16 protein-coding genes are annotated in these 25157 nt (G+C 66.7%); 12 read left to right on the forward strand and 4 right to left on the reverse strand.

All coding sequences use genetic code 11. The features are described 5' to 3' along the window. Window positions 1-183 precede the first annotated feature (183 nt). Complete coding sequence (locus tag FJ386_11275) at window positions 184-1299, forward strand: cobalamin-independent methionine synthase II family protein (GenBank protein ID MBM3877288.1); 1116 nt, start codon at window positions 184-186, stop codon at window positions 1297-1299. Window positions 1300-1306: 7 nt separating this feature from the next. Continuing rightward, the gene (locus FJ386_11280) at window positions 1307-2161 is read left to right on the forward strand and encodes an MBL fold metallo-hydrolase (GenBank protein MBM3877289.1); all 855 of its coding nucleotides are present in this window, start codon (window positions 1307-1309) and stop codon (window positions 2159-2161) included. Here FJ386_11280 and FJ386_11285 read toward each other — a convergent pair whose 3' ends face one another. Continuing rightward, complete coding sequence (locus FJ386_11285) at window positions 2162-3088, reverse strand: polyprenyl synthetase family protein (GenBank protein MBM3877290.1); 927 nt, start codon at window positions 3086-3088, stop codon at window positions 2162-2164. Window positions 3089-3264: 176 nt separating this feature from the next. Between FJ386_11285 and FJ386_11290 the strand changes: the two genes are divergently transcribed. Beyond that, window positions 3265-4794: an arylsulfatase gene (locus tag FJ386_11290; GenBank protein ID MBM3877291.1), complete on the forward strand. Its 1530-nt coding sequence runs from the start codon at window positions 3265-3267 to the stop codon at window positions 4792-4794. A 3-nt stretch (window positions 4795-4797) separates the two neighbouring features. Here FJ386_11290 and FJ386_11295 read toward each other — a convergent pair whose 3' ends face one another. Continuing rightward, window positions 4798-6810, reverse strand: a complete 2013-nt coding sequence (locus FJ386_11295) for an arylsulfatase (GenBank protein ID MBM3877292.1) — start codon at window positions 6808-6810, stop codon at window positions 4798-4800. On the opposite strand from FJ386_11295, the gene FJ386_11300 reads away from it, so the two are divergent. From FJ386_11300 to FJ386_11340, 9 genes are all read left to right on the forward strand, one after another. Next, entirely contained in the window at window positions 6802-8067 is a 1266-nt protein-coding gene (locus FJ386_11300; GenBank protein MBM3877293.1) for an NAD(P)/FAD-dependent oxidoreductase, read from the forward strand. The genes FJ386_11295 and FJ386_11300 overlap by 9 nt on opposite strands. Beyond that, window positions 8054-9253, forward strand: a complete 1200-nt coding sequence (lpxB, locus tag FJ386_11305; protein ID MBM3877294.1) for a lipid-A-disaccharide synthase — start codon at window positions 8054-8056, stop codon at window positions 9251-9253. The genes FJ386_11300 and lpxB overlap by 14 nt, the downstream gene beginning before the upstream one ends. 37 nt (window positions 9254-9290) lie before the next feature. Then, the gene (locus FJ386_11310) at window positions 9291-12155 is read left to right on the forward strand and encodes a DUF1553 domain-containing protein (GenBank protein MBM3877295.1); all 2865 of its coding nucleotides are present in this window, start codon (window positions 9291-9293) and stop codon (window positions 12153-12155) included. A gap of 148 nt (window positions 12156-12303) precedes the next feature. After that, window positions 12304-13332: a rod shape-determining protein gene (locus FJ386_11315; protein ID MBM3877296.1), complete on the forward strand. Its 1029-nt coding sequence runs from the start codon at window positions 12304-12306 to the stop codon at window positions 13330-13332. A gap of 37 nt (window positions 13333-13369) precedes the next feature. Beyond that, a complete protein-coding gene (gene mreC, locus FJ386_11320; protein MBM3877297.1) occupies window positions 13370-14215 on the forward strand; it encodes a rod shape-determining protein MreC in 846 nt (281 codons plus the stop codon). Window positions 14216-14330: 115 nt separating this feature from the next. Beyond that, a complete protein-coding gene (locus FJ386_11325; GenBank protein ID MBM3877298.1) occupies window positions 14331-14885 on the forward strand; it encodes a hypothetical protein in 555 nt (184 codons plus the stop codon). A 1-nt stretch (window position 14886) separates the two neighbouring features. Then, the gene (gene mrdA / locus FJ386_11330) at window positions 14887-16842 is read left to right on the forward strand and encodes a penicillin-binding protein 2 (GenBank protein MBM3877299.1); all 1956 of its coding nucleotides are present in this window, start codon (window positions 14887-14889) and stop codon (window positions 16840-16842) included. Window positions 16843-16845: 3 nt separating this feature from the next. Next, on the forward strand, window positions 16846-18066 hold the full coding sequence (gene rodA / locus FJ386_11335; protein MBM3877300.1) for a rod shape-determining protein RodA: 1221 nt from the start codon (window positions 16846-16848) through the stop codon (window positions 18064-18066). A gap of 3 nt (window positions 18067-18069) precedes the next feature. Further along, window positions 18070-20052 carry an Rne/Rng family ribonuclease gene (locus tag FJ386_11340; protein ID MBM3877301.1) on the forward strand — a complete coding sequence of 661 codons (1983 nt, stop codon included), beginning with the start codon at window positions 18070-18072 and terminating at the stop codon, window positions 20050-20052. A 111-nt stretch (window positions 20053-20163) separates the two neighbouring features. Here FJ386_11340 and FJ386_11345 read toward each other — a convergent pair whose 3' ends face one another. Both FJ386_11345 and FJ386_11350 read right to left on the reverse strand, forming a co-directional pair. Next, window positions 20164-22584 carry a hypothetical protein gene (locus FJ386_11345; GenBank protein MBM3877302.1) on the reverse strand — a complete coding sequence of 807 codons (2421 nt, stop codon included), beginning with the start codon at window positions 22582-22584 and terminating at the stop codon, window positions 20164-20166. A gap of 39 nt (window positions 22585-22623) precedes the next feature. Next, window positions 22624-24798 carry a hypothetical protein gene (locus tag FJ386_11350; GenBank protein MBM3877303.1) on the reverse strand — a complete coding sequence of 725 codons (2175 nt, stop codon included), beginning with the start codon at window positions 24796-24798 and terminating at the stop codon, window positions 22624-22626. Between the last annotated feature and the right edge of the window lie 359 nt (window positions 24799-25157).

A 25157-nucleotide genomic window follows, 5' to 3' on the forward strand; every position in this document is an offset into this window, starting at 1 on the left:
TCGCGAAGGGCGTTTACGTCATCGGCTTCTCGTATCCCGTCGTGCCGCAGGGCAAGGCGCGCATCCGATGCCAGATTTCCGCCGCGCACACGCGCGAGGCATTGGAAGGGGCCGTGAACGCGTTCGCCGGGGTGAAGAAGGAGTTGGCCTGGTGACCTCACGCGGTCAAACTCCCTTCATTCAATGAAGGACCGACCGCTTCGCACGACCGTCGTCGGCAGCCTGCCGTTTCCCGGCTGGCTCGAATTCGCCTCGCAACAGCTCGACCAGTTCGGTGAGACCGACCGCGCCGAGTTGATGGACGACGCGGTGGCCATCGCCGTGCGCGACCAGCTCGAGGCCGGGCTCGATGTCATCACCGACGGCGAGCAGACCCGGCTCGACTTCAACCTCAGCTTCTACGGATTCATCGAAGGCATCGAGTTGGAGAGCGCGTCGCCGCGGCGGTTCGGCCCGCCCGCGCACGACCAGCGCGGCAAGCACCGCGTGACCGGCGAACTGCGCGCCCCGCGCGGCCTCGGCGCCGTGGACGACTTCGAGCGGCTGAAGCGGATGGTCGCCACCGGTCAACCCCTCACCCGCCCTTCGGGCACCCTCTCCCCTTCAGAAGGGAAGAAGGCCGGGGTGAGGGGTGCTTCGTTGCCTGAAACACATCCCACGCTCAAGGCGAGTGTGCCCGGCCCTTACACGCTCAGCGGCCGCCTGCTGCCCAGCCCGCAATACGCCGACCGCTACGCGCTCACCGAGGCGCTGCTGCCCATCGTGCGCGCCGAATTGGAGGCGCTCGCCGAGGCCGGCTGCCGCGAGATCTGCGTGGACGAGCCGAGCATGAGCTGCTACGCGCACCGCGAGGACCCGCGCCGCTTCGTGGACATCTTCAACCGCACGGTCGAGGGCGTCGCGGGCCGGTGCCGGCTCTCGACGCACCTGTGCTTCGGCAACTACAAGGGCCGCGCTGTCGGGCCGCGCCGCTACGCGCCGATGTTCCCGGCGTTCCTCGAACTTGCCGTGGACGAAATCCACGTCGAGATGGCGAGCCGCGAGTTCGCCGAACTGGAACTCATCGCGGAAATCGCGAAGCGCAAAGACGCGGCCGTGGGCGTGATTGACGTGAAGAGCTACTACATCGAGACACCAGCCGACGTGGCCGACCGCGTGCGCGCGTGCCTCAAGCACGCGCCAGCGGATCGCCTCGCCTTCGCGCCCGACTGCGGCCTCTCGCAAACCGCGCGCTGGGCGGCGAAGCAGAAGCTGGCGAACATGGTCGAAGGGGTGCGACGGGTGCGTGCTCAACGATGAGCTTCCAATGATCGGCCCTGCTCTCCACGACTCCGCCTTCCTCGCCAACGTGCGCGCGGCGCACCACGGGCACGGGCACTTTCACTTGTGGTGGCTCGGGCAGAGCGGCTTCCTCCTCCAGTGGCAGAAGCGCCACGCCCTGCTCGACCCGTATCTCTCCGACTCGCTGACCGCGAAGTATGCCGGGACCAACAAGCCGCATGTGCGGATGACCGCGCGCGTCATCGCGCCGGAGCGGCTGGACTTCATCGATGTCGTCACGTCGAGCCACAACCACACGGACCACTTCGACCCGGACACTCTGCTGCCCCTTTTCGCGGCGAACCCGAAGCTGCATCTGCTCGTCCCCGAGGCCAACCGCGGCGTGGCGGCGTATCGGCTCAAGCTCAGTCCCAAGTCAACGGCGCTCATGGGCATCAACGCCGGCGACATCCGCGCGCGCGGCGGCTTCCGCTTTCACGGCATCCCGGCGGCGCACAACGAGCTCGAGCAGGACGCCGACTTGAACCACAAATTCCTCGGTTACGTCGTCGAGTTCGGCTCGTGGCGCATCTACCACGCGGGCGACACGAAGCTCTACCGCGGCATCGAGGACTGGGTGCGGCCGTTCAGGGTGGACGTGGCGCTGCTGCCGATCAACGGCGACCGGCCCGAGCGCAAGGTCGCGGGCAACCTCGACGCGCGCGAGGCGGCGCGGCTGGCGAAGGACATCGGCGCGCGGCTCGCCGTGCCGATGCATTACGACATGTTCACGTTCAACACGGCGGACCCTGCGGCGTTCGTGGACGAGTGCGCGAAGATCGGCCAGCCGTGCCGCGTGCTCAAGGCCGGCGAACGGTGGAGCAGCGCGGAGCTGGGCTGATTACTTGTCCCGGATCAACAGGTAGTGCGCGAGCGCGTTCAGCGCTGCGGATTTCCCGCCGAACGGCCGCAGCGCCGCAAACGCCTTCTTTGTGAGCCGCCGCGCGATGAGCCGCGACTGCTCCAAACCCACGATGCTCGGATAGGTCGCCTTCTGTGCCGCAATGTCCTTGCCCGCGGTCTTGCCAAGTTGCTCCGTGGTCTGCGTCACGTCGAGGATGTCGTCCACGACCTGGAACGCGAGGCCGACGTTGGTGCCGAACACGGTGAGCGCGTCGAGTTGCGCCGCCGGAGCGTTCGCGCTCATGCCGCCGAGTCGCACCGCACAGCAGAGCAGCGCGCTGGTCTTGCGCTCGTGAATGTAGCGAAGGTCCGCGACGGAGAGCTTCCGGCCCTCGCCTTCGAGGTCGGCGACCTGCCCCGCGATCAGTTGCAGCGAGCCCGACGCGCGCGCCAGTTCCCGCACGAGTTCGTGGTGCGGATGCCGCGGCCAGCCCTTCGCCTGTGCGGCAATCTCGAATGCCTGCGTCAGCAGCGCGTCGCCCGCGAGGATGGCGATGCCCTCGCCGAACACCTTGTGATTCGTCGGCTTGCCGCGGCGGAAATCGTCGTTGTCCATCGCGGGCAGGTCGTCGTGGATGAGCGAGTAGGTGTGGACGCACTCGACGGCGCACGCGAGCGGGAGGGCATCGTCGACGTTGCCGCCGCACGCCTCCGCCGCGGCGAGCGTGAGCGCGGGGCGCATGCGCTTGCCGCCGGCGAAGAGCGAGTAGCGCATCGCCTCGTGGATGGTGGCGGGTCGCGCGGACTCGCGCGGGAGGAACCGGTCAAGGGCGCGGTTGACGAGGGCCGACCGGTCGTCGAGCCAGCGGGCGAGATCGAACGAACTCGCGTGCCGCGCACCCGCCCGCGTCGCGGTGGTTGACATGCGGAGCTTTTAGGAGATGAGCCGGGGCCGGGCAAGCGTGGAGTCGGTTCCGCACCTCCCCGGCCGGGGATGGACCGATGTTCCGGACCGCTCGGAGCCGTCCGAAGGCTGGTGACGTTCGCGCGAGCCTCTGACCCGAAAGCTTGCGAATTCAGTCCGGCCAGGTAGAAGCAGCCATGCACACGCTCAACCGCCGCGGCTCCGTCCTCCTGTTCGCCGCGCTTTGTGTCTCCGCGGCCGCCCCTCCCGGGTCTCACGCCGCCGCGCTCGCCGGCCGGCGGCCGAACATCATCCTCGTGATGCCGGACGATCAGGGCTACGGCGATCTTGGCTGCCACGGCAACCCGGTCCTCAAGACGCCGAATCTGGATTCGTTCTACAAGGACAGCGTGCGGTTCACCGATTTCCACGTGAGCCCGACGTGCGCCCCGACGCGCAGCGCGCTCATGACCGGCCGGCACGAGTTCAAGAACGGCATCACGCACACGATCCTCGAACGCGAGCGGCTCACGCTCAAGGCGACCACCACCGCGCAGGTGCTCAAGTCCGCCGGCTACACCACGGGCATTTTTGGCAAGTGGCACCTCGGGGACGAGGACGCTTATCAACCCGAGCGGCGTGGTTTCGACGAGGTTTTCATCCACGGCGCGGGCGGCATCGGGCAGACGTATCCGGGCTCCGGCGGCGACGCGCCGGGCAACAAATATTTCGACCCGGCCATCAAGCACAACGGCAGGTTCGAGAAGACAAAGGGCTACTGCACCGACGTGTTTTTCGCGCAGGCGACGAAATGGATGGACACCGCGCGCAAGTCCGGCAAGCCGTTCTTCACCTACATCACGCCGAACGCGCCGCACGGTCCGCTCGACTGTCCGCCGGATTACGAGGCGAAATATGCGGGCAAGGTTCCGCCAAACGCCGCGAAGTTCTACGGCATGATCGAGAACATTGACGACAACTTCGGCCGTCTGCTCGCCAAGCTCCAGGAATGGGGCATCGAGCGCGACACGCTCGTCATCTTCATGACCGACAACGGCGGCACCGCGGGCGTGCAAACCTTCAACGCCGGCATGCGCGGCGCGAAAGGCACACCCTACATGGGCGGCACGCGCGTGCCCGCGCTGTGGCGCTGGCCCGCGGGATTCGCCGGCGGACGCGACGTGGACAAGCTCACCTCGCACACGGACATCTTCCGCACTTTCGCTGAAATCTCCGGCGCGAAACTCAGCGACGACGCGCACCGGCAGGCCGAGGGACGCAACCTTGTTCCGCTCTTGCAGGACGCGTCAGCGCCGTGGGCCGACCGTGTGCTGTTCACCCACGTCGGCCGGTGGGACCGCGGCAAGGCCGCGGATTCCAAGTATGCCGCCGTGAGCGCGCGCAACGCGCGCTATCATCTCGTCAACGCAACGCGACAGGGCGAGAAGTGGGAGCTGTTCGATGTGAAGGCGGACTTCGGTTGCACGAAAAACATCGCCGACGAAAAACCCGAGATCGTCCGCGAGTTGAAATCCGCCATCGATGCGTGGTGGACCGAGGTCACGCCGCTGCTCGTCAACGAGGGCGCGGCCGGACCCAAAGTCAATCCGTTCAAGGAGCAGTTTTGGAAACAGTTCGGCGGCGGCCCGAGCGAAGACGATTTGAAACAGATGGACCCGAACCGCAAGTTCGGAGAAGCGCCGGCAAAGGCGAAGAAACAGAAGTAACGGTCAGGGCGCGAACGGCTCGGACTTCTTCCGGTAACCCGCCGCCGGCTGGTAGCCCGCGCCGGGCAGGTCCTCCCACGGGGCGACGCCGACGTTCGCGGCCCACGACTGCCACGCCGCGGTGAGTTCCGTGAGTTTCGCGGGCTGCCTTGCCGCGAGGTTGTCGAGTTCCGTGCGGTCGCGCGCGAGGTTGTAGAGTTCCCACCCGCCGCGAAACGTCGCCACGATCTTCCACGAGTCGAGCCGGAAGGCGCGGTTGCCCTCGTGCTCCCAGCCGAGGGCGCACGGTCCCGCCCATTCGCCGCGCAGCAATGGAACCAGGCTCCGCCCCGCAAGCGGCTGAAGCTCGCGCCCGCCGAGCGACTGCGGAAAGTCCACTCCAGCGAGTTCGAGGAACGTCGGCATCAACTCCATCACATGCGCGGGATCGTCCACCACCGTGCCCGCGGCGTGACGCCGCTGCGTCGCGACACGCCCGCCGGGCGCGCCGGGCGCCACGTTGCCCGCGCGGCCCGCGGGCCAGTTCACGATGAGCGGCGTGCAGATGCCGCCTTCGTGGACCCACATCTTGTTTTCGCGGAACGGCGTGTTCGCGGCGTTGGCCCAGCCGATTTCGAGGCAGCGGTGCGAGTCGCGCGTGCCCGTCTCGCTGCCGGGCTTGTGGCCGCGCGCGGGATTCGGCCACGAGTCGAGCGCCTCCGCGCTCGCGCCGTTGTCCGAGAGGAACAGCACCATCGTGTTCGTCTCCGCGCCGATGCGGCGGACGGCGCCGAGCACGCGCCCGATGCCCTGGTCCATGCAGTCAATCATCGCCGCGTGCACGGCCATGCGCAGGTCCCACTCGTCGCGCCCGGCGTCGGGCACGTCGCTCCACGCGGTGGCGACGGGGTCTCGGGGCGGGAGTTTCGCGGCGGCAGGGAAGAGCCCGAGTTGCTTTTGCTTCGCGAATCGCCGCTCGCGCTCGGCGTCCCAGCCGTGGCGGAACTGGCCGCGATACTTCGCGATGTCGGCGGGCTTCGCATGCAGCGGAAAGTGCGGCGCCGTGTAGCAAAGGTGCATGAAAAACGGCCGGTCCTTGTGCCCGCGTCCGTGCTCCTCGAGAAACTTCACGGCGTTTTCCGTGAAGGCGTCGGTGGCGTAGAATCCTTCCCCCGGCTGCTGCGGCTCGCGATCGAGATAGAGCGGTTGCAGCGCGAAGTAACTGCCGCCACCGCCGGAGCCGTAGGCGCGGTCGAAGCCGCGGCTCATCGGATGGTTGCGCGTTTCGGCCCTGGCCTTCGCGCCGCCGCCGAGTCCGCCAACGTGCCACTTGCCGACGTGATAGTTCCGGTAGCCCGCCGTTCGCAGCAGTTCCGCAATGGTCGCGGTGTTTTCGAGCAACCCGTTGCTGTAACTCGGCGGGCGCCATGGTTGCAGCATGTGACCCACGCCCGCCTGATGCGGATACAACCCCGTGAGCAGCGACGCCCGCGTGGGACAGCACCGCGCCGCGTTGTAGAACTGCGAGAATCGCAGCCCGCCCGCCGCGAGACGGTCAAGATTCGGCGTGGCGATGCTCGAGCCGTAGCACGCGAGGTCGGAGAAGCCGAGGTCGTCGGCGAGAATCAACAGGATGTTCGGCCGCGGCGCGGCGCCGGGCGCAGCCACTCCGCACAGCACGGCGAGTGCGGCCCCGACCGCTGCGAGCATTCGCGAATTCACACCCCCTTTTGCCAGAGGCGCACCGCGTTGTCGATGCCGGAGAGAGCTGCACCGGCCCGCGAACAGCAGCGCCATGCCGATGCGCGACGGGGCGGTTGCACCGCCCCGTGACAGTCCGTATCCTTCAGCGCAATGCGATGATCGACATGCACGGTTGTTTGTTCCTGACGACGAACCCGCCCGAGGACCGGACAGGGCCGGGCGACGCCGTGGCCGTGGCCCCCTCCCTCGCGAGTCTCGTCCGGTCGCCCGTCCGGCGCGGCCTGTCGCGCACGCCCGAACCCGCGCCTGCTTGAACGCACACGGATGCCTCATCTAATCATCGTGGGCGGCGGGGCCGCCGGGTTTTTCTCAGCCATCACGTGCGCCGAGGCGTTGCGCGGACGCGGCACCGTCACCGTGCTCGAGCGTGGACCGCAGTTTCTTCAGAAGGTGAAGATTTCCGGCGGCGGACGATGCAATGTCACTCACGCGTGTTTCGAGCCGCGCGAAATCACGCGGCGGTTTCCGCGCGGCGCCAAACCGCTCATCGGCGCGTTTCATCGCTTCCAACCGGAGGACACGGTCAAGTGGTTTGAGTCGCGCGGCGTCGCGCTCAAGACCGAGCCCGACGGCCGGATGTTCCCGACGACGGACCAGTCCGAAACAATCCTTCAGTGTCTGGTCGCCGCCGCGCGCGATGCGGGGGTGGTGTTGCGGGCCAACTGCGGCGTCGGGCGCGTGGAGCGACGCGGGCACGGCGGGTTCCGTGTTCTGCCGGCTGACGCGCCGCCTCTCGACTGCGACCTTCTGTTGCTCGCGACCGGTGGTTGCCGCGCGGCGAAGTCCGGCGAACTCGCCACTTCGCTCGGTCACACGCTCGTTCCGCCGGTGCCGTCGTTGTTCACGTTCCACATCACGGACACGCGGCTCGCCGGGCTTGCGGGACTGAGCGTCGAGCGCGCGACGGCGAGCGTGCCTGGATCCAAGCTCGGCGAGACCGGACCCGTGCTCGTGACGCACTGGGGCCTGAGCGGTCCCGCGATCCTGAGGCTCTCGGCATGGGGCGCGCGCGAGCTGCACGCGCTCGATTATCGCTTCCCGCTCCGCGTGAACTGGCTCGCGGATGCCACGGCGGAGGACGTCATGACGCTCGGCCAGCGGCAGCGCGAACGCACGGGCGCGAAGCGCGTGGTCAATGCCGCGCTCGGTGCGATTCCCTCGCGATTGTGGGAGCGGCTCGTCGCGGCCGCTGACGTTTCCGCCACGACCCAGTGGGCGGGGCTCGATCGCGCGCGTCTTCAGGCGCTCGCGCGGCAGGTTGTCGAGTCGGAGTTCGCTGTCACGGGCAAGAGCTTGAACAAGGACGAGTTCGTCACGTGCGGCGGTGTGGCGCTTGGCGAGGTGGACTTTAAGACGATGGAGAGCCGCGTGTGTCCGGGGCTGTTCTTCGCGGGCGAGCTGCTCGACGTGGACGGCATCACGGGCGGCTTCAACTTCCAGGCGGCGTGGACGACCGGCTGGCTCGCTGGAAACGCGATGGCGGAGCGGCTCCGAAGCGTGCAAACTCGGCACGACGATGCGACCGCTTGAGATCATGCTCATCGCCGGCGAGCCGAGCGGCGACCTGCTCGCCGCCGAGCTGGTTGGTTCGATCCGCGCGGAGGCCGCAGCCATTCCGCAGTCCAAACTCGACGCGCCGCGTTTCTTCGGCGCTGGCGGTCCACAGATGGCCGCAGCCGGCGTGGAACTCGCGTTCGACCTCACACAGCATTCCGTGATCGGCCTCTGGGAAGTCGTGCGGAACTACGCGACGTTCCGGCGCTTCTTCAACCAACTCCTCGCGCTCGCGTGCGAACGCAAGCCCGGCGTCATCGTGTGCGTGGATTATCAGGGCTTCAACAGCCGGTTCGCACGCGCAGTCCGGGAACGGAGCCGCCGTTTCGCGGGCTGGCGGCCGAAGCTCGTGCAATACGTCTCGCCGCAAGTGTGGGCCTCCCGACCGGGCCGCGCGCAGCGACTCGCCGACACCGTGGACCTGCTGATCTCGATCGTCCCTTTCGAGAAGCCATGGTATGCGGAACGCGTGCCGCGGCTGCGCGTGGAGTTTGTCGGGCATCCGATCGTCGGGAGACATGGGAACGCGGATGCGACGGATGCGAGCAACGATTCTGCACCATCCACCTTGCGCCATTCACCATCCACGCCCCGCGTCCTCCTGCTTCCCGGCAGTCGCGTGGGAGAACTCAAACGCCACATTCCGCCCATGCTCGAAGCCGTCCGCATCATCCGGCGCGAACTGCCCGCGGTGACTTTCTGCATGGTGTTGCCGGGTGAAGATCTCAAGCCACTCGCGAACCATGCGGCTGCGCTCGGCGTTGCGATGCAGGTTGGTGGACTCGGCGCAGCGCTGCGCGAAGCCACGGTCGCCATCGCCTCGACCGGCACGGTCACGCTCGAATGCGCGTGGTTCGGCGTGCCGGCGGTCGCGCTCTACAAGACCTCGGGGCTCACTTACATGATCGGCCGCCAGCTTGTTACGGTGGACTTTCTCGCGATGCCCAACCTGCTTGCAGGCAGGGAGGTCTTTCCGGAATTCGTGCAGAACGCTGCGACCGGCGGCAACCTCGCCCACGCCGCGCTCGACTTGCTTCGCGACGACTCGCGCCGGGCAAGCGTGAAGGAACAGCTCGCGAAGGTCGTCGCCTCGCTCGGCCCACCCGGCGCGAGCAACCGCGCGGCGAAGGCCGTGTTGAATTGTGTCGATCTGAGCGGTTGAATGCGCGGCGCATGTCGAAGCCAGTCTACCGGTTGTGATGTTGTCCTCGTATCATGCTGTGCTGCTCGCGTCCGCGATTGCGGGCGCGGCAGCCGCGCCGGCGCGCGCGGCGGGCAGGGACTCCGCCGGGGTCGAGTTCTTCGAGTCGCGCATCCGGCCGTTGCTCATCGAGAATTGCTACGAGTGCCACAGCGCGGCGGGCGGCAAGGTGAAGGGCGGCCTGCGCCTCGACACGCGCGACGGCGTGCTCAAAGGCGGCGATTCCGGCGCCGTCATCCTGCCCGGCAAACCCGAGCAGAGCCGGCTCATCCGCGCCGTTCGCTACGCGGACAACGATCTGCAGATGCCGCCGAAGAACAAGCGGCTGTCGACTGCACAGGTCGCCGACCTCGAAACATGGGTGAAGATGGGCGCGCCCGACCCGCGAACGGGCGCGGCGGCAACCTCCGCGGATCACCCGCCCCTCTCCGACCCCGCGAAGGTGAAATCCCACTGGGCTTTTCAGCCGGTGAAAGACCCGCCCGTCCCCCGTGTCCGCAATCCGCAATCCGCAATCCGCAATCCCATCGATGCGTTCGCGCTCGCAAAGCTCGAATCGCGGAAACTTGCCCCTTCACCGCAGGCGGACCCGCGCACGCTGATCCGGCGGCTCTGCTTCGATCTCACGGGCCTGCCGCCAACGCCGGCAGAGGTGGAAGAGTTTGTCCGGGAGTCGAGTCAGACTCGTGAGACACCGCCGGTGTATGCGGCGCTTGTGGACCGCCTGCTCGCGTCGCCGCGTTACGGCGAGCGCTGGGCGCGGCACTGGCTTGATGTCGCGCGCTACGCCGACACGAAGGGCTACCTCGCGGGCGACGAGCAGCGCCGCTACGCCTACGCTTACACGTATCGGGACTGGGTCATCCGCGCGTTCAACGAGGACTTGCCGTGGGACCAGTTCATCATCCGGCAACTGGCGGCCGACTTGGCGATCGCGGAGTCCAAGGTCCAAGGGTCCAATGTCCAAAACCCGATCGCGCAGCGCGACCTTGCGGCGCTCGGGTTCGTCACGCTCGGGCGGCGCTTCCTCAACAACCAGGAGGACATCATTGACGACCGGCTCGACGCCATGTGCCGGGGTTTCATGGGCCTCACGGTCGCGTGCGCGCGCTGTCACGATCACAAATACGATCCGATTCCGGCGAAGGACTACTACTCGCTCTACGGCGTGTTCGCGAGTTGCAGCGAGCCCCGGGAGAAGCCGCTGCTCGGCATCGAGCCGCCCGGGGAGGCGCGCAAGGCATACCTCGCCGAACGCGAAAAGCGAGAACGGGAACTCGCCGACTTCCGCGAGAAGGAACTGGCAAAGGCGCTCGCCGACGTGCGCCGGCGCACGGGCGATTACCTGCTCGCGTCCCACGAATTGAAGGGTTCGCTCCCCGGGCGGGGCGACCGCGCACTCGCGGAGCGCAAGCTCGATGGCAACACGCTCCGGCGCTGGCAGTCGTGGCTCGCGGACGCCGCAAAGTCGCACGACCCGCGCTTCGCGCCGTGGATGGCGTTTACGCACCTGCCGGCGGAAGGCTTCGAGGCGAAGGCAAAGGAGCTCGCCGCGAAGTTTGCCTCGAACTCCGACGGGGAGAAACCGATTCATCCGCTCGTCGCGAAGATGTTCGCCGGCGAACCGCCGGTGTCGCTCCGGCAGGTCGCGGATCGATACGCCCGATTGCTCAATGAATGCGACGCCGCGACGCCGCACGCGGACCCTGCGCGCGAGCAGTTGCGCGAAGTGCTGCGCGCGAAAGGCGCGCCGGCCAACGTGCCCGACCCCGAAAACGATTCGCTGCTCGAAGGTGTGCGCCCGCGACTGCGGCAGTTGCACGCCAAGGTCGAGGAAGTGGACGCAACGCACTCCGGCGCGCCGCCGCGGGCGATGGCGCTGCAGGACAACGGCTCGCCGTTCAACCCGTATGTGATGGTGCGCGGACAGCAGGGCAATCGCGGGCCCGAGGTGCCGCGGCAGTTTCTCGAAGTTGTGGCGGGACCCGCGCGCAAGCCCTTCGCGCAAGGCAGCGGCCGGCTGGAAATGGCGCAGGCCATCGCAAACCCGCGGAATCCGCTCACGGCGCGCGTGGCGGTGAACCGCATTTGGGCGTGGCATTTCGGGCAGGGCCTCGTGCGCACGCCGAGCGACTTCGGCTTGCGGGCGGACCCGCCGTCGCATCCGGAGTTGCTCGACTGGCTCGCGTCACGGTTCATCGAGAGCGGCTGGTCGGTGAAGCAACTGCACAAACTGATCGTGATGTCCGCGACGTATCGGCAGGCGGGCAACGACCGGGCGGATGCGCTCGCCGCGGACCCGAACAACCTGCTGCTCTGGAAGTTCAACCGGCAGCGGCTGGACTTCGAGCAGATGCGCGACACGCTGCTCGCGGTAGCGGGCACGCTCGACACGACAACGGGTGGACAACCCGTCGACCTCGTGAAGGAGCCCTTCGCCACGCGCCGCGCCGTTTACGGACTGATCGACCGGCAGAACCTGCCCGCGATGTTTCGCACGTTCGACTTCGCGAGCCCGGACACCACGAGCCCGCAGCGCTTCTACACCACCGTGCCGCAACAGGCGCTTTTCATGATGAACAGCCCGTTCGTGGCGCAGCAGGCGAAGGCGATCGTGGCGCGTCCGGACTTCAAATCGCACCCGACCGATGCGATGCGCGCACGGTTTCTGTTTCAGGTCTGCTATCAGCGCCCGCCTTTGCCCGACGAAGCAGGGTGGGCGCTGGATTTCATCGCCGCGCAGGATGCTCCCGGACGCACAAGTGGAGACCAACCCGGCTCCACGCGCCCCTCATCGCTCGCGCCGTGGGCGAAGCTCGCGCAAGCGCTTCTGCTCTCGAACGAACTGATGTTCGTGGATTAAGTCGCCCGGTCGCACCGTTTCTCGGACGCGCATCCGGCCCGCGCGGCGGCAGGGTTGGGCATTGTGCCGGGACGATCTGCAACAGGGGAATATGTCTTGCCCTCGCTTCCGCTGCTACGTAGCCTGAGACCGTGCTTAGGCACTCTTCATGTTGACGCAACTTAAGAGCCTGTTTTCCAACGACATTGGCATAGATTTGGGGACTGCAAACTCCCTCGTCTTTGTCCGTGATCAGGGCATTGTGCTGCGTGAACCTTCGGTCGTCGCCATCCAAGCAGGGACGACCATCGTGCTGGCGGTGGGCGAGGAAGCCAAGCGGATGCTTGGCCGCACCCCCGGCAACATTGTCGCGATCCGCCCCATGAAAGACGGCGTGATCGCGGACTTCGAAATCACCGAGGCGATGCTTCGGCATTTCATCCAGAAGGTTCACCATCGAAAACTGATCGCCCCCCGTGTGGTGGTGGCGGTGCCCTCGGGTATCACTGAGGTGGAACGGCGGGCGGTCAAAGATTCCGCCATGCATGCGGGCGCGCGCGAGGTTTACCTCATCGAACAACCGATGGCCTCGGCCATCGGCGTCGGCCTGCCCGTGCATGAACCGGCCGGCAACATGATCGTGGACATCGGCGGCGGCACCTGCGAAATCGCGATCATCTCGCTCGCGGGCATCGTCTTCAGCCGCAGCCTCCGCGTGGGCGGGGATGAATTTGATGACACGATCATTGCGCACATGAAGCGCACGTATAACCTAATGATTGGCGAACGCACGGCGGAAGAAATCAAGATCCGGGTCGGATCGGCCGCCCCGCTGGAGCAGGAATTGACGATGGACGTGAAGGGCCGCGACTTGAGCGCGGGTCTTCCCAAAACCATCACGATCCGCTCCGAGGAAATTCGCGAAGCGCTCAAAGAGCCGCTGTCGCAGATTTTGGAGTCCGTCCGCCTCACCCTCGAACGCTGCCCGCCCGAACTCTCCGCGGACTTGATTGACCGCGGCATCGTCCTGGCTGGAGGCGGCGCGTTGTTGCGAAGCATCGACAAGCTCGTGTCGCAGGACACCGGGTTGCCCGTGCACATCGCCGATGACCCGCTGACCGCGGTGGCCGAAGGGACGGGGCGGGTCCTGAACGAACTGCAATTCCTCAAGCGGGTCGCGCAAAGCGGCAATTCCTGACCGTGCGTTTGCCAGTCCCGCAAGCGGGACTGAACAAATGCAGAGACGCAAGCATCTGGTGGTCGTGGGCCTCGTGGTCCTTATGGTGGTGGTTCTCCTGAACCTCCCGGCCTCCACGACCACGCGCCTCAAGCTTGCCCTCGGCAGCCTCTTTCTCCCGCTCTTCGGGATTGCCGGCGCGACCAGCCATACCGCGGGCAAACTCGGCGATGCCGTCACCCCGCGCAGCGACCTCATCCGTGAACTCGACTCGCTTCGCAAGGAGAACGGCGAATTGAAAGTCCGGCTTGCAGAGAAGGACGCGCTCGAACGTGAGAACTCCCGCCTCCGCGACCAGCTCGCGTGGGCGCGGCAGACCGGGTGGAAACTCAAGCCCGCGCGCGTCATCTCACGCGACCCCGCCAACTGGTGGCGCACCGTCTTCATCGACATCGGCAGCCACCACGGTGTGAAGGCCGACATGCCTGTCGTCGCCCCGGACGGACTCGTCGGCCGCATTTCAAACGTCGGGTTGCTTCGCTCGCAAGTCGTGCTCCTCGGCGACCCGGCGTGCCGCGTCTCCGCGCTCATCAAGGAGTCCGGTGAAAACGGATTCATCTCGCCCATGCCCGCGCACTTCGACGACTCGCGGTTCGTCGTGCTCAACTACCTCTCCCGCGCGGGCGCCCCGAAGCCCGGCCAGGCCGTCGTCTCGAGCGGCACCGAGCTCAAGCCCGGCCAGACCGTGCTCTCAAGCGGGCAAGGCGGCGTCTTTCCGAAGGGTCTGCACATCGGCCAGGTCGTCGACACGCGCGTGGTGGGCTACGGCCTCTACACCGAGGCGCGCGTCCAGCTCGCGGTCAACCTGAACACCATCGAGGAAGTGTGGGTGTTGCTCGAATGAAAGAGTCCAAAGTCCAAAATCCAAAGTTCAAACGTGCAGGCGTTCGCCGGGAGGCTCTGCACCTCTCCCGGCATCTGACACAAGACCCGCCGACGCCCGGCACTGGAGGTGCGCCATGAAAGGACTCCACGCCCTCGCGATTCTGTCTGCCGCATTCCTTTCGGTGTTCGTCGAGTCATTGCCCGGTGGCTTGCGGCACATGCTCGGCGCTCAAGTGGACCTTCTGCCGTCGCTGATCGTTTACGCCGCGCTGACGACGGACGTGACCACGGTCGCGCTCGTCGCGGTGTTTGGAGGCCTGTGGTTCGATTCGTTCTCGGCGAATCCGCTTGGCATTTCCGTGCTGCCGCTGTTCGTCATCGGGTTCATCATCCAGCGGAATCAGGAACTCGTGCTTCGCGACCAGGCCTATGCGCGTGTGCTGCTCGGCCTGCTTGCCAGCGCTCTTGTGCCGGCGGCCACCCTCATCCTCATGCCAGCCACCGCGGCCAAGCCGCTCGTCACTGCGGCGACGGCGTGGCATTGGCTCGTGATGACCCTCGCGGGCGGCGCGTTCACCCCGCTTTGGTTTTGGCTGTTCGGCCGGTTGCGCCGCACGTTCGCCTACGCGCCGATGCCCGAGCACACGTATCGGATGCACCGCCAGATCAAACGCACGCGACGAGTCTGACATGCTCATCCTCGACAAACTCCGCAAAGCCGACCGCCGCCTCCGCGCGCTGGCGATCGTCGTCTTGTGCGGACTCGTCACGCTGCTCGCCGGCTTGTGGTATGTCCAAATCCTCAACGCGACGCACTACCGCGAGACACTCAAGGATCAGGCCGTGCGCACCGTGCGCATCCCGGCCGTGCGCGGCCAGATCCTCGACCGCAACGGAATCGCGCTCGCGGAAAATCGCCCGAGTTACAATGTCGAACTCTATCTCGCCGAGCTCACCAAAGTCTTCAACCAGCAATACCGGCTCATCCGGCCGGCCGGCCGGCTCACGCGCGCGCAGATTGAGACCCTCGAGCGGCAGGCGCGATTCGAGGTCGTCAGCAACATCATCGTGCAAGTTGGCGCCGGGCTGAATCACCCGGGGTTGGCCGATCCCACGAACTTCGCGCGCCACTACGAGGGCCAGCGGGCGCTGCCGTTCCCGGTGCTCCACAACTTGCAACCCGACCAGGTCGCGCGATTCGTCGAGCGCCCGGCGAGCGTGCCGGGCGTCGAGCTCGAGATCGAGGCCCGGCGTGTTTATCCATTCCAGTCCACGGCCGCGCACGTGCTCGGCACATTGAAGCGCGACGACCGGTCGGCGGAGGGCGAGGATTCCGACTACCACTACCGGCTGCCCGACGTGCGCGGGCTCACGGGAATCGAGGCGCGCTTCGATCGCGAACTGCGCGGCCGCGCCGGCGGCAAGCGGATGATGGTCAACCGGCTCGGCTACCGCCAAAGCGAGGCGCTGCAGAACGCGCCCGAGCCCGGGCACAACGTCGTGCTCACGCTCGACCTCGAGTTGCAGCGCGCGGCGGAACGCGCGCTGCTCACCACGTCGCACGGCACCAACACGCGCGGCGCGGCCGTCGTGCTCGACACGCAAACCGGCGACATCCTCGCGATGGCCTCGGCGCCCACGTTCGACCCCAATCAATTCCTGCGGCCCATTTCACACGGGCACTGGGAATACCTCGACGACAGGAAACTCCGCCCGCAGGTCAACCGCGCCACGCAGGAGAATTACCAGCCCGGCTCCATTTTCAAAATCGTCGTCGGGCTCGCGGCGCTCGAAGCCGGCGTGCTCGACCCCTCGGAAAAAGTCCGCGTCGAGCCCAGCCCCACCAAGCCCGGGCTCGGCGCCATCTTCGTCGGCAAGCGCAAGATCGAGGACACCGTGCCGCCCGGCGACTACGACTTCCGCCGCGCGCTAGCGCAATCCTCCAACACTTATTTCATCCATCAAGGCCTCAAGCCCGGCGTGCTGCAGAAGATCATCGAGCTCGGCCAGAAGCTCGGCCTCGGCCAGCGCACGGACACGCTCCCGCGCCAGGAAGCGCGCGGCAATTTCCCGTCGGCCCGCGACGCGCTCAGCGCCGCGTGGCGCGATGGCCACACCGCGAACGTGTGCATCGGGCAGGGCGACATCGACGTGACGCCGCTGCAAATGGCCGTGATGACCGCGGCGGTCGCCAATGGCGGGAAGGTGTTCTGGCCGCGGATCGTGAGCCGCATCGAACCCCTCGACTCCACGTTCGGCGAACCGCCGACGCTGTTCCCGCCCGCGCGGCTGCGGGCCGAGCTTGGCGTCCGCGCGGAGAATCTCCAGGTCGTCCGCGACGCGATGCTCGCGGATGTCGAGGACCCTCGCGGCACCGGGCGCGACGTGTGGATTCCCGATTTCCGCATCAGCGGCAAGACAGGCACCTCGCAGGTCGAGCAGGGCGGCGAGATCGTGGATCACATCACATGGTTTGTCTCCTACGGCCCGGCGCAGGATCCACGCTTCGCCGTCGTGGTGATGGTCGAGAGCGGCGCGAGCGGCGCGAAGACGTGCGTGCCGGTCGCGAAACAGATTTACCTGGCCATCCAGAAACGCTTTGCCGCGCCGAAGCCGGCCCGCCTCGCGGCGAACACACCCATCTAAGCCATGTTCACCGCCAACCATCCGCTGAACCGCCGCGAGCCCAAGCTCGACTGGTCGCTGCTGTGCGCGTTGCTCGGCCTGATGGTGCTCGGCGCCGCGTTCATCCACAGCGCGCGCCTCGCGATCGAAAGCAACCACGTGGACTTTTGGAGCAAGCTCTGGTGCCGGCAACTCGCGTGGTATGCGGCGGGCACCATCGGCTTCGCCGCCATCGGCTACGTGGACTACAAGACGCTCGCGCGCTGGTCGTATGTCGGCTACTGGGGCGCGATCCTGCTGCTCGTGGCGGTCCTCATCCCGCACATCGGCGCCCTCAAGTTCGGCGCGCGCCGGTGGATTGACTTCGGCTCGTTCCAGTTCCAGCCGTCGGAGTTCGCCAAGATTGCGTTCATCATCGCGATGGCGAACTACCTGAGCCGGCCGCCGGATGAGCTGCGACAGCCGAAAGTGTTCTTCGGCGCGCTCGGGCTGATGGCCCTGCCCTTCGTGCTGATCCTCAAGGAGCCCGACCTCGGCTCCGCGCTCGTGCTGCTGCCGGTCGGGCTCGTGATGCTGTTCATTTCCGGCGCGCCGTTCCGATACATCCGCAACCTCGTCATCGGGGTCGGCCTGCTCGTGACGTTGCTGCTGGTGGACGTGCTCTTCGCGCCGGCCAAGTGGCGCATCCCGCTCGAGGATTACCAGCGCCGGCGGCTGCTGGTCTACTTCAACCGCGACTATCGCGACTTTGCGCCGCCCGACGCGACGCGGGCGCAGTTGCAGCGCGCGCGGCTCCAGCAGCGCACGGATTCCTACAACGTCGAGCAGGCGCTCATCTCCGTCGGCTCCGGCGGACTCACGGGCACGGGCTGGCGGCAGGGCACGCAGAACCTGCTCGGCTACCTGCCGCGCGGCGTGGCGCACAACGACTTCATCTTCTCCGTCATCGCGGAGGAAAGCGGCTTCATCGGGAGCATCGTCGTGCTCTCGCTCTACGGGGTGATTCTGTTCACCGGGATCAGGATCGCCGGCCAGGCGCGCGACCGCCTCGGCAAGACCATGGCCGTCGGGGTGGTCACCCTCTTCTTCAGCCATGTCCTCATCAACATCGGAATGAACATCCGACTGATGCCCGTCACGGGCGTGCCACTGCCGCTGTTAAGTTATGGCGGAACCTCAGTGCTCGCCTCGCTCGTCGCAGCGGGCCTCCTTCAGAACATCTACATGCACCGCAAATCCTACTGACCTATGAGCGACAACAAAGCCTTCTCCTCCCGCCGCAGCCGCGGCACGCACCGTTTCCGCCCGCGCGGCGGACTCAACCCCAACATGCGGCCCGACAAGGCCGCCCTCGACGCCCGCGCCCGCGCGCTCGGCGAAAAACAGGGCGGCGACAAAGTTTTCGCCGACAACCGCCACGAGCACGAAATCCGCCGCGCCGAAAACCTCGCCGCGGGCCTGCCGCCCGAGGGCGACGCCGCCCAGCAGGCCGCCGAGCTTGCCGAGGCCGACGCCAAGCAGGGCAAGTTCCGCGACCCCAACCTGGAAACGCCCGACGAGGTGAAGGAGGAGTTCGAGCCCGTCCCCGTCGAGCAGCCCAAGGGCATCGTCGGCGCCATCAAGCAGGCCGCCAGCAAGATCGTCACCAAGGTCAAGAAACTCATCCAGCCCGAGAAGAAAGTTCACAAGGAAGTCATCATCAACTCCGAGTCGCTCGAGACGCGCGTGGCCGTGCTCGAGGACGGCAAACTCGAGGAGTTCACCATCGAACGCACCGACGACGACCGCCTCGTTGGAAGCATCTACAAGGGCAGGATTCGCAACCTCGAGGACGGGCTGAAGGCCGCATTCGTGGACATCGGCTTCGAGAAAAACGCCTTCCTTCATTACTGGGACATCGTGCCCAGCAACCTCGACAGCGGGGTCGAACTCGTCGAGCGGGTGGACAAGAAACCCAAACGCGACCAGCCCAAGGTCACGCAAAAGGACATCCCGCGCCTCTATCCGAAAGGAACCGACCTCATCGTGCAGGTCACCAAGGGCCCCATCGGCACGAAGGGGCCGCGCGTCACGACACACCTTGCGCTGCCCGGCCGTTACCTCGTGCTGCTCCCCAACTCCGACCAGTCCGGCATCTCCCGCAAGATCGAAAACCACGAGGAACGCCAGCGCCTCAAGAAAATCGTCCGCGGCCTCACCATCCCCGACGGCATGGGCGTCATCATTCGCACCGTGGGCGAGGGCCAGCAGGCCCGCTACTTTGTGCGCGACCTCGCGCTGCTGCTCGACGAATGGAATCGCATCAAGGAGAAGATCGAAAAGGTGCCCTCGCCCGTGTGCGTCTTTCAGGAGCCCGACCTCACCGAGCGCACCGTGCGCGACTTCCTCACCGAGGACGTCGAGCGCATCATCATCGACGACTCGAAGCAGTTCGAGCGGATGAAGGAAATGATCGGCCGCATCAGCAAACGCTCCGTCGGCAAGGTCAAGCTCTACAACGAGGCGCAACCCGTGTTCGACCGCTTCAGCATCTCGCGCCAGCTCGAACACGCCTTCAGCCGCCAGGTCCATCTCAAGGGCGGCGGCTACCTCGTCATCGACGAGACCGAGGCGCTCGTCGCGATTGACGTGAACACCGGCAGCCACAAGGGCGGCAAAGACCACGAGTCCACCATCCTCAAGGTCAACCTCGAGGCCGCCGAGGAAATCTGCCGCCACCTGCGCCTGCGCAATGTCGGCGGGCTCGTCGTCCTCGACTTCATTGACATGAAATCCCGGCGCGACCAGCAGCATGTTTACAACAAGATGAAGGAAGGCCTCCGCCGCGACCGCGCCAAGACCCACATCCTCCCCATCTCACAACTCGGGCTCATGGAGATGACCCGCCAGCGTCACACGGAGAGCGTGCGCTCGGCCACCTACGACGACTGCTCCTACTGCAAGGGCCGCGCCAAGGTGAAGAGCCCCACGACCATGAGCGTGGAAATCCAGCGCAAGCTCGCCACCATCCTCCGCCAGCGCCCGCGCGACGAGTCGGACTTCCAGCTCCGCATCGTCGTCCACCCGTCCGTGCTTGAACGCCTGCGCAAGGAGGACGAGAAAATCCTCATCGAGATGGAGAAAAAATTCTTCGGCAAGCTCACGTTCCGCGCCGAGCCGGGCTTCCACGCCGAGCAGTTCAAGATCATCAACGCCCTGACCAACGCTGAAGTCGCGAGCGAGGGAGGATAGAGAGCTCGCCCACCGGTAGTGGCTCAATTGGTTGTCGCGTTGGCGCGTTGCGCCAACCGGTCGGCTCACAGAGCCGACTCTACATCTCGAAATGAGCCACGACCCTCCTGCTCACTGCCGAATCTGGTTCAGCGTGTAGTAGAACGTGTCGTGCCAGAGCTTTTTCCCCTCGGCACTCGTCACGTCGAGCCCGCGCACCATCGTCACGTAGCCTGCGCGCCAGCCTTCGAGCGTGAGCGTGACCTTGAGCTTGTCCGCGCTCACGACGGCCTTCTTCACCGTGATCGGCGTGGCGCTGTCCTTCTTTCCGTCGTGGTCCATCTCCGGCGAGCCGTAGGTCTGGTGATAGAGATAGGTGTATTGCGCGACGTCGTAGCCCTCGGGGTTGCCTGCGGTCGCGGCGTCCACGGGTTGCGTGAAGGTCAGCTCGAAGCCCGTCCGTGTCGCGCGTGCTTCCTTCACCTCGAACGGCACCTTGCCCGTCCACGACACGCGGTCGAGCGACGTCTCCTTCGGCGCGATGGCGGCCCACGCGGCGTTCTTGAGCCCGCCGACGTAGAGTTTTCCATCCGGCCCAAACGCGAGTCGGTGCGTGCCCGAGCCGAAGCCTTTCACCATCGGCCACACCGCGCCCTGCCACTCGCCGTTCACTTTTTCGAGGAACACGCGTGTGACGATCGCATTCTGGAAATCGCCCACGAGCATCTGCCCCGTGAACGGTCCGAACTTGTCCGCGCTGATCGTCTCGATGCCGCTCGCGGACTTCACCAGCTTGTAGGGGAACCACACCGCGGGCGGCGCGACGTCCCGGCGCTTGCCGTCGAACTCATCGCGCGACGACGGCGTGGTGGACGGAAAGCCGTAGAAGCGCCCGGCTTGAAGATGGTTCAGCTTGTTCGCGCCGATCCAGTTGCCCTGGTTGTCGGTCATGAACACGTCCTTGTCCGGCCCGTAGGTGCCGAAGCCGTCCGGCGAGCGCAACCCGCTGCACACGGGCGTGGCCTTGCCGGTCGCCGGGTTGATGGCGATGTCCCAGCCTTGATACGGCATCTCGAAGACCCCGCGGTTGCCCGTGCGCAGCACGTGGAAGATGCCCGCCTTGTCCACGACCGGGCCGAACGAGAAGTCGTGATAGTTGCCGGTGAAGCCCCAGTCCTGGCTGATGCACTCGAACAGGTCCGCCTCGCCGTTGCCGTCCGTGTCCGTGATGCGCGTGAGCTCCTGCTTCTGCACGACATACATCCTGCCGCCGATCACGCGCAGGCCGTTCGGCTCGCACAGCCCGCGCGCGAAGCGCCGATACGTCGCCGCCGCGGGCGCGCCGGTCGCTCCCTGCACGATCCACACATCGCCGAGCCACGTGCAGACCGCGAGATCGCCGCTCGGCAGGAAGTCCATGCCGGTGACGAGCAACTCGATCTCCTTCGGCAGCGGGAACCGCTCGATGCGATAAAACTCATCGCCGCCGGGAAGCTGGAAGGTCTTGTCGCCGGAGACGACTGGCGCATGGGAGCGACTCTGAACTTCTGTGAGTTTGGACCGGTCAGCCAAATCGGGACTAGCGACGCGAGACGGGAAGTAACCGACCACCGGAGTTGATCCGTGATCTCTGGGCCAGAGCGATACAGAAAACTCGACGGCAAGTGGCTCGCGGTGCGGTGGAATCCGGATGTAAACCCGCTGCTGTAGTCCGCCGACACTCGAGGTCCGACTGGCACTGTCGGATTTGGCGCTCTCGATCCACCATCGCGACTCGAAAGAAACGTTTGAAGCTACGTAGTGCAGCAACCCCGTCTGATCTTCTGGACCTTGCAACCGCCCGGCGTTCGCGTCAGCAATGAGCAGCGCATTCTCGCCGACCATCTCGATATGATCGCCGATTGCTACACCCCCGCGGATTGAGCCCGACGGCGACAGCACGTGAACTGACAACGCCTCGCCGCTTGGTCCGATTTCAAATCGCCGGACGACAACGTCATTTGTCCAGACTCTCTCCACGCGCGGCGTCTCGTGGATGCGCACGGTCGTGCCGCCGGGCAGCGGCAGTTCATACATCAACGTCGTCGCGCCGCCCTTCGTGCTGATGCCGAGATAGCGCGCGCCGGAAGGCGGAGTTGCCGTGGCCGTGCCGGGCTTGTCGCCGACCGACCACGCAAACACCGGCGGATTCGTCCACAGCACCGTGCCGTTGAAGTCGCAGTAGAAGCGGTCCTTCGCGCCGTGATAGACCGCGCTCCAAAGGTTCAGCGTCTCGCCCTTCCACGCCACGTGCGTGCGCAGCAACTCCGTGTCGAACGCCACGTGGATGTTCGTCGAGAGCGGGATGATGACGCTCCGTGTCGCCGCGCCCATCGGCGCGTAGCGGAACGGCATGTCCGGCGGGTCGTGCCGCGGCCCCGCCGGCTTCACGGGCTTGGGAAATGGGTTTGGCTCCTTCTTCTGACCGGTCTGCGCCGGGGCGTCCACCGCGAGGGCGAAAGCGGCCAGAGCGCCGAGTGCGAGCCGGGCGCAGAATCCGCGTTCCGTGTTCATTCCATCAATCAAGTGCAGCACTTGGACAGCGCGGCAACGCTACCTCGGAATCTGGTTCAAGGTGAAGTGTGTCGTGTCGTGTCTCAGCTTGCGTCCGTCCGCCGAGCGCACGCCCGCGGCTTGAATCACTGTCACGAAACCCGGCCGCCGCCCCTCGACCGCAAGCCGCGCTACGCGACCCTCCGCGTCCACCGCCGCGGCCGTGACCTTCAACGTCGAAGTTTTCCCTGCGCGCGCGTCGTGGTCCACCGTCTGCGGCTCCTCGGCCGGCCCTTGCACGCAGGCGAATTGCCGCACCGAAAAACTCGCCGCGCGAATCGTCGCCGCATCCACGGGCTGCGTGAACACCACATCAAAACCTTCCACCGTTGCGTGAACCGCCTTCACCTCGACCACCGGCCGGCCCGCGAACTCGATCTGTTCCAGCGCCGCGCCGCTGCCGCCCGCCGCGTAGAGCCGGCCGTCGGGACCGAACGCAAGAGACCGCGCGCCGAGTTTGCCCAAGAGCGGCCAGACGGCGCCCTGCCATTCGCCGTTCACCTTCTCCAATGCGACGCGCAGCACCGCGCCGCCGTCCGCGTCGGCCACGAGCAACTGACCTTTCCACGGCCCGAAGCGCTCGTCCTCGATCACCACGACTCCGCCCGCGGACTTCACGAGCGAGTGCGGAAGCCAGGCCGCGGGCGCGTCGAACTGCGCGGGCGCCTTGAACTCCTCCTCCGGCGCCGGCGTGGTGCTTGGAAATCCGAACACCGCGTCCTCGCGCAGGTGGACGAGCTTGCACGCGCCGGCCCACGCGCCGCGAGTGTCCGTGGCGAACAAGTCCCGGCCCGCGCCGAACGCGACCACGCCGCCCGGCGCGCGCAGGCCGCGCGCGAAGCCCTCAAAGTCCGCGCCATTCGTCGCGCAACGCACAGCCCAGCCCATGAACGGCACTTCGCGCAACCCCCGCCAGCCGCCGAGCGCGGCCACGAGCGCGCCGTCACCGTCCTGCGCGAGCCCGGCCGCGACGTGCGCCGGGTGACCGATGAATCCCCAGCCTTGCGACACACACTCGTGCAAGTCGGCCTCGCCGTTTCCGTCGGTATCCACGAGCCGCGTGAGTTCGCCTTGTTGCACGAGATGGATGACGCCGTTCACCACCTTCAACGCGCCCGGGGCGCGAAGGCCGCGCGCGAATCGGCGCCACTTCGATGCCGCGCCCGCGGCGCCGGGAAGTCTTGCGATCCACACGTCGCCGCCCAGCGTGCAAACCGCGAGTTCGCCGGTGGGAAGAAAGTCCATGCCCGTGACTGCGCCCGCGAATTGCGGCGGCAGCATGAGCCGCTCGCGCTTGAATTCCGGCTCGTCCTTCGGTGCGACGCCGACGAACGCGCCGGACTGGATCTCGAGCGGCGGCGGCGCGTTGGTGTCCCTGGCGGCGCTCGTCACGAAGTCCATCCGCGCAGGCGCGACGCGGACGGGCACGAGCTTCGACACGAGACGTTCCGCCTCGTCGCGCGAGCGCACGATGGCGGTGCAGAGTTCGAACGCGATTTCGCCACCGTGAGGCGGGATGACGACGTGCGCGCGCGCCTCGTCGCGGGTCACGCGTTGCGGAACGAGTTGCGGCGAGCCGTCGTCGTCGTCGGAGATGCGCTCGACCGTGTAGTCCGCGGGCGCGAGGCTCGTCTGCCACGTGAGCACGGGCCGGCCGCGCGCGGCGACGAGGAGCACGTCGGTCTCGCGCTGGATCAGCACGGCGGCAGGCGCGCCAGGAAGGTCGATGATGCGGCCGACGTCTGCGTGCGCGAGCAGTTCGAGCCAGACTTCGGCCGCAGAAAGCTCGAAGCGCCGGACGACCACGACCGCGCCATCCACGACATCGAGGCGCGGCGACTCGTGGATGTGGACGAGCCCGTTTTCGCGTGGCGCGAGTTCGTAGAGGAACGAAGCGCCGCCCTTCGCGCTCACACCGCGGAACTGATGTCGAAACGGCACGTCCACCACGCGCTTCTCGACGAGGTCAGTGACGCGCCACGGGAGGACCGGCGGGTTTCCCCAAAGCGTCGTGCCCGTCGTTGTGGCGAGCCAGCGTTCAAGTCCGCGGCGCTGCGCGGGCAGGCTCGCGGCCGCGCCTTGCCACGCCGTGTGGACGCGGAGCAGTTCAGTGTCGAAGGCGAGGTGAAAGTCCGGGTCGAGCGGCACTTGCACGCTGCGAGCGGCGAGCGCCATCGGGGCGCGGGAGAAACCTGGATTGATGCGCGGCGCTTCGGCAGCAAGGCCCGCTTCGAACGTGTGCAGTAGAATGAGCAGTGCGGCAAAGCCGAGCGCTTTGGAGTGCGATGGCAGGGCGAAGCCGCGACACCGCTTTTCGAACGCAACTTGAATGTCGAAAGCGGCGTCGCTCTTCGCTTCCCGCCGCACTCCAAAGTCACGCGACGAGCGCGTCCCCCATTCCGAACTTCGCATACCGCAGGCTGCACTCACTTCAACTCCCACTTCTCGCCGAAGAAGTCGGCGGCAACGACGCCTTTGCCACCGACGCGCTCGGCGAGCGGCACGCTCAGGTCGAGGATGGCCCAGTCGGGGAG

It is taken from the genome of Verrucomicrobiota bacterium, from assembly GCA_016871675.1.
In the GTDB taxonomy this organism is placed as follows: Bacteria; Verrucomicrobiota; Verrucomicrobiia; order Limisphaerales; family VHCN01; genus VHCN01.

What these genes read in the sequence shown, in the direction of transcription:
- FJ386_11325 (MBM3877298.1), top strand. Translation starts at nt 14,331, where the DNA reads ATGAAAGGACTCCACGCCCTCGCGATTCTGTCTGCCGCATTCCTTTCG.
- FJ386_11295 (MBM3877292.1), bottom strand. Translation starts at nt 6,810, where the DNA reads ATGAGGCATCCGTGTGCGTTCAAGCAGGCGCGGGTTCGGGCGTGCGCG.
- lpxB (MBM3877294.1), top strand. Translation starts at nt 8,054, where the DNA reads ATGCGACCGCTTGAGATCATGCTCATCGCCGGCGAGCCGAGCGGCGAC.
- FJ386_11280 (MBM3877289.1), top strand. Translation starts at nt 1,307, where the DNA reads ATGATCGGCCCTGCTCTCCACGACTCCGCCTTCCTCGCCAACGTGCGC.
- FJ386_11345 (MBM3877302.1), bottom strand. Translation starts at nt 22,584, where the DNA reads ATGAACACGGAACGCGGATTCTGCGCCCGGCTCGCACTCGGCGCTCTG.
- FJ386_11340 (MBM3877301.1), top strand. Translation starts at nt 18,070, where the DNA reads ATGAGCGACAACAAAGCCTTCTCCTCCCGCCGCAGCCGCGGCACGCAC.
- FJ386_11290 (MBM3877291.1), top strand. Translation starts at nt 3,265, where the DNA reads ATGCACACGCTCAACCGCCGCGGCTCCGTCCTCCTGTTCGCCGCGCTT.
- FJ386_11300 (MBM3877293.1), top strand. Translation starts at nt 6,802, where the DNA reads ATGCCTCATCTAATCATCGTGGGCGGCGGGGCCGCCGGGTTTTTCTCA.
- mreC (MBM3877297.1), top strand. Translation starts at nt 13,370, where the DNA reads ATGCAGAGACGCAAGCATCTGGTGGTCGTGGGCCTCGTGGTCCTTATG.
- FJ386_11275 (MBM3877288.1), top strand. Translation starts at nt 184, where the DNA reads ATGAAGGACCGACCGCTTCGCACGACCGTCGTCGGCAGCCTGCCGTTT.
- mrdA (MBM3877299.1), top strand. Translation starts at nt 14,887, where the DNA reads ATGCTCATCCTCGACAAACTCCGCAAAGCCGACCGCCGCCTCCGCGCG.
- FJ386_11310 (MBM3877295.1), top strand. Translation starts at nt 9,291, where the DNA reads ATGTTGTCCTCGTATCATGCTGTGCTGCTCGCGTCCGCGATTGCGGGC.
- FJ386_11285 (MBM3877290.1), bottom strand. Translation starts at nt 3,088, where the DNA reads ATGTCAACCACCGCGACGCGGGCGGGTGCGCGGCACGCGAGTTCGTTC.
- FJ386_11350 (MBM3877303.1), bottom strand. Translation starts at nt 24,798, where the DNA reads ATGGCGCTCGCCGCTCGCAGCGTGCAAGTGCCGCTCGACCCGGACTTT.
- FJ386_11315 (MBM3877296.1), top strand. Translation starts at nt 12,304, where the DNA reads ATGTTGACGCAACTTAAGAGCCTGTTTTCCAACGACATTGGCATAGAT.
- rodA (MBM3877300.1), top strand. Translation starts at nt 16,846, where the DNA reads ATGTTCACCGCCAACCATCCGCTGAACCGCCGCGAGCCCAAGCTCGAC.